Origin of the sequence: Burkholderia sp. AcTa6-5, assembly GCF_017815075.1 — a bacterium.
GTDB lineage: Bacteria > Pseudomonadota > Gammaproteobacteria > Burkholderiales > Burkholderiaceae > Burkholderia > Burkholderia sola.
This window is the reverse complement of the sequence record NZ_JAGIQE010000055.1, coordinates 1-3,584: the sequence shown is the minus strand read 5'-3', so window position 1 is coordinate 3,584 and position 3,584 is coordinate 1. Positions and strand designations below refer to the sequence as shown.

Sequence of the window (3,584 nt, the reverse complement as noted above, 5' to 3'; positions counted from 1 at the left end):
TGGATCGTCGAAGGCGGTCTGCAGGCAGGAGATCACGTGATCGTGCAAGGCGTCGACAAGGTGCGCCCGGGCGCGACCGTGAAGACGGTCCCCGCGCAGCTCGCTCCGGCGGCCGATGCCGCCTCGGGTGCTGCTGCCCCCGCCGCGCCGGCCGCCGCCGGGTCCGGCGCCGCTGCCGCTTCCGGTGCCGCCGCATCGGGCGCCGCGCCGGCGAGTGCTGCCGCTGCCTCGAGCGCGAAATAACAGGGAGCCTGTTTCATGGCAAAGTTTTTTATCGATCGCCCGATCTTCGCGTGGGTGATCGCCATCATCCTGATGCTGGCCGGGGTTGCGGCGATCTTCACGCTGCCGATCTCGCAGTATCCGACGATCGCGCCGCCCTCGATCCAGATCACCGCGAACTACCCGGGCGCTTCCGCGAAGACGGTGGAAGACACGGTGACGCAGGTGATCGAGCAGCAGATGAGCGGTCTCGACAACTTCCTGTACATGTCGTCGACGAGTGACGAGTCGGGCAACGCGACCATCACGCTGACGTTCGCGCCGGGCACCAACGCCGACATCGCGCAGGTCCAGGTGCAGAACAAGCTGTCGCTCGCGACGCCGATTCTGCCGCAGGTCGTGCAGCAGCTCGGCCTGTCGGTGACGAAGTCGAGCAGCAGCTTCCTGCTGGTGCTCGCCTTCAACTCCGAAGACGGCAGCATGAACAAGTACGACCTCGCGAACTTCGTGGCGTCGCACGTGAAGGACCCGATCAGCCGGTTGAACGGCGTCGGCACCGTCACGCTGTTCGGCTCGCAGTACGCGATGCGGATCTGGCTCGACCCGACCCGCCTGACCAACTACGGTCTCACGCCGGTCGACGTGACTTCCGCGATCACCTCGCAGAACGTGCAGGTCGCCGGCGGCCAGCTCGGCGGCACGCCGGCGAAGCCGGGCACCATGCTGCAGGCGACGATCACCGAATCGACGCTGCTGCAGACGCCCGAGCAGTTCGGCAACATCCTGCTGAAGGTCAACCAGGACGGCTCGCGGGTTCGCCTGAAGGACGTCGCGCAGATCAGCCTCGGCGGCGAAAACTACAGCTTCGACACGAAGTACAACGGTCAGCCGACCGCGGCGCTCGGTATCCAGCTCGCGACGAACTCGAACGCGCTGGCGACCGCGAAGGCCGTGCGCGCGAAGATCGACGAGCTGGCGCCGTATTTCCCGCACGGTCTCGTCGTCAAGTATCCGTACGACACGACGCCGTTCGTGAAGCTGTCGATCGAGGAAGTGGTCAAGACGCTGCTCGAAGGTATCGTGCTCGTGTTCCTCGTGATGTATCTGTTCCTGCAGAACCTGCGGGCGACGATCATCCCGACGATCGCGGTGCCGGTCGTGCTGCTCGGCACGTTCGCGGTCATGTCGCTGGTGGGCTTCTCGATCAACACGCTGTCGATGTTCGGCCTCGTGCTCGCGATCGGCCTGCTGGTCGACGATGCGATCGTGGTGGTGGAGAACGTCGAGCGCGTGATGGCGGAAGAGGGCTTGTCGCCGAAGGAGGCGACCCGCAAGGCGATGGGCCAGATCACCGGCGCGCTGGTCGGCATCGCGCTCGTGCTGTCGGCGGTGTTCGTGCCGGTGGCGTTCTCGGGCGGTTCGGTCGGCGCGATCTATCGCCAGTTCTCGCTGACGATCGTGACGGCGATGGTGCTGTCGGTGCTGGTCGCGTTGATTCTGACGCCGGCGCTGTGCGCGACGATCCTGAAGCCGATCCCGCAAGGGCATCACGAAGAGAAGAAGGGTTTCTTCGGCTGGTTCAACCGCACGTTCAACAATAGCCGCGACAAGTATCACGTCGGCGTGCACCACGTGATCAAGCGCTCGGGCCGCTGGCTCGTCATCTATCTGGCCGTGATCGTCGCGGTCGGCCTGCTGTTCGTGCGCCTGCCGAAGTCGTTCCTGCCCGATGAAGACCAGGGCCTGATGTTCGTGATCGTGCAGACGCCGTCGGGTTCGACGCAGGAAACGACCGCGAAGACGCTCGCGAACATTTCCGACTACCTGCTGAAGGACGAGAAGGAAATCGTCGAATCGGCGTTCACGGTCAACGGCTTCAGCTTCGCGGGCCGCGGCCAGAACTCGGGTCTCGTGTTCGTGCGCCTGAAGGACTACTCGCAGCGTCAGCATGCGAACCAGAAGGTGCAGGCGCTGATCGGCCGGATGTTCGGGCGCTACGCGAGCTACAAGGACGCGACGGTGATTCCGTTCAATCCGCCGTCGATTCCCGAACTCGGCACGGCTGCCGGCTTCGACTTCGAGCTGACGGACAACGCCGGTCTCGGCCACGATGCGCTGATGGCCGCGCGTAACCAGCTGCTCGGGATGGCCTCGCAGGATTCGACGCTGCAGGGTGTGCGCCCGAACGGCCTGAACGACACGCCGCAGTACAAGGTCGACATCGATCGCGAGAAGGCGAATGCGCTCGGCGTGACGGCGGATGCGATCGACCAGACGTTCTCGATCGCATGGGCGTCGAAGTACGTGAACAACTTCCTGGATACCGACGGCCGGATCAAGAAGGTGTACGTGCAGGGAGACGCACCGTTCCGGATGACGCCGGAAGACATGAACGTCTGGTACGTGCGCAACGGCTCGGGCGGGATGGTGCCGTTCGGCGCGTTCGCGACCGGCCACTGGACGTACGGTTCGCCGAAGCTCGAGCGTTACAACGGCGTGTCGGCGATGGAAATCCAGGGTCAGGCCGCACCGGGCAAGTCGACCGGCCAGGCAATGGCCGCGATGGAAGGGCTCGCGAAGAAGCTGCCGGTCGGCATCGGCTATTCGTGGACCGGCCTGTCGCTCCAGGAAATCCAGTCGGGCTCGCAGGCGCCGATCCTGTACGCGATCTCGATCCTCGTCGTGTTCCTGTGTCTCGCGGCGCTGTATGAAAGCTGGTCGATCCCGTTCTCGGTGATCATGGTGGTGCCGCTCGGCGTGATTGGCGCACTGCTCGCGGCGACGATGCGCGGCCTCGAGAACGATGTGTACTTCCAGGTCGGCCTGCTGACTACCGTGGGCTTGTCCGCGAAGAACGCGATCCTGATCGTGGAGTTCGCGCGCGAGTTGCAGCAGACGGAGAAGATGGGGCCGGTCGAGGCCGCGCTCGAAGCGGCGCGCCAGCGGCTGCGCCCGATCCTGATGACGTCGCTGGCGTTCATTCTCGGCGTGATGCCGCTCGCGATCAGCAACGGCGCGGGCTCGGGGAGCCAGCATGCGATTGGCACGGGCGTGATCGGCGGGATGATCACGGCGACGTTCCTCGCGATCTTCCTGATCCCGATGTTCTTCGTGAAGGTCCGCGCGATCTTCAGCGGCGAGCGGGAAGATGCCGACGAGGCGCTGCGTCTGGCTCAGGAGCACGCGAAGCACGAAGAGAAGCCGGGCAACGGCGACGAAGGCAACAAGGGACAGTGATGATGCAAAAACACGCTTTGACTGCAATCGCGGTCGCGCTCTTCGCCACGGGCTGCACGATGGCGCCGCATTACACGCGGCCCGATGCACCCGTCGCGCAGGCGTACCCGGCCGGCGGCGTCTAC

The 3,584-nt window shown here is 65.0% G+C and carries 1 protein-coding gene and 1 pseudogene; both read left to right on the top strand.

The genetic code is table 11. From position 1 onward, the window contains the following. Positions 1–243 (top strand): annotated as a pseudogene (locus J8I33_RS34125) (efflux transporter periplasmic adaptor subunit); the annotation flags it as partial. A 15-nt stretch (positions 244–258) separates the two neighbouring features. Next, the gene (locus tag J8I33_RS34120; protein ID WP_209939987.1) at positions 259–3,459 is read left to right on the top strand and encodes an efflux RND transporter permease subunit; all 3,201 of its coding nucleotides are present in this window, start codon (positions 259–261) and stop codon (positions 3,457–3,459) included. Positions 3,460–3,584 lie beyond the last annotated feature (125 nt).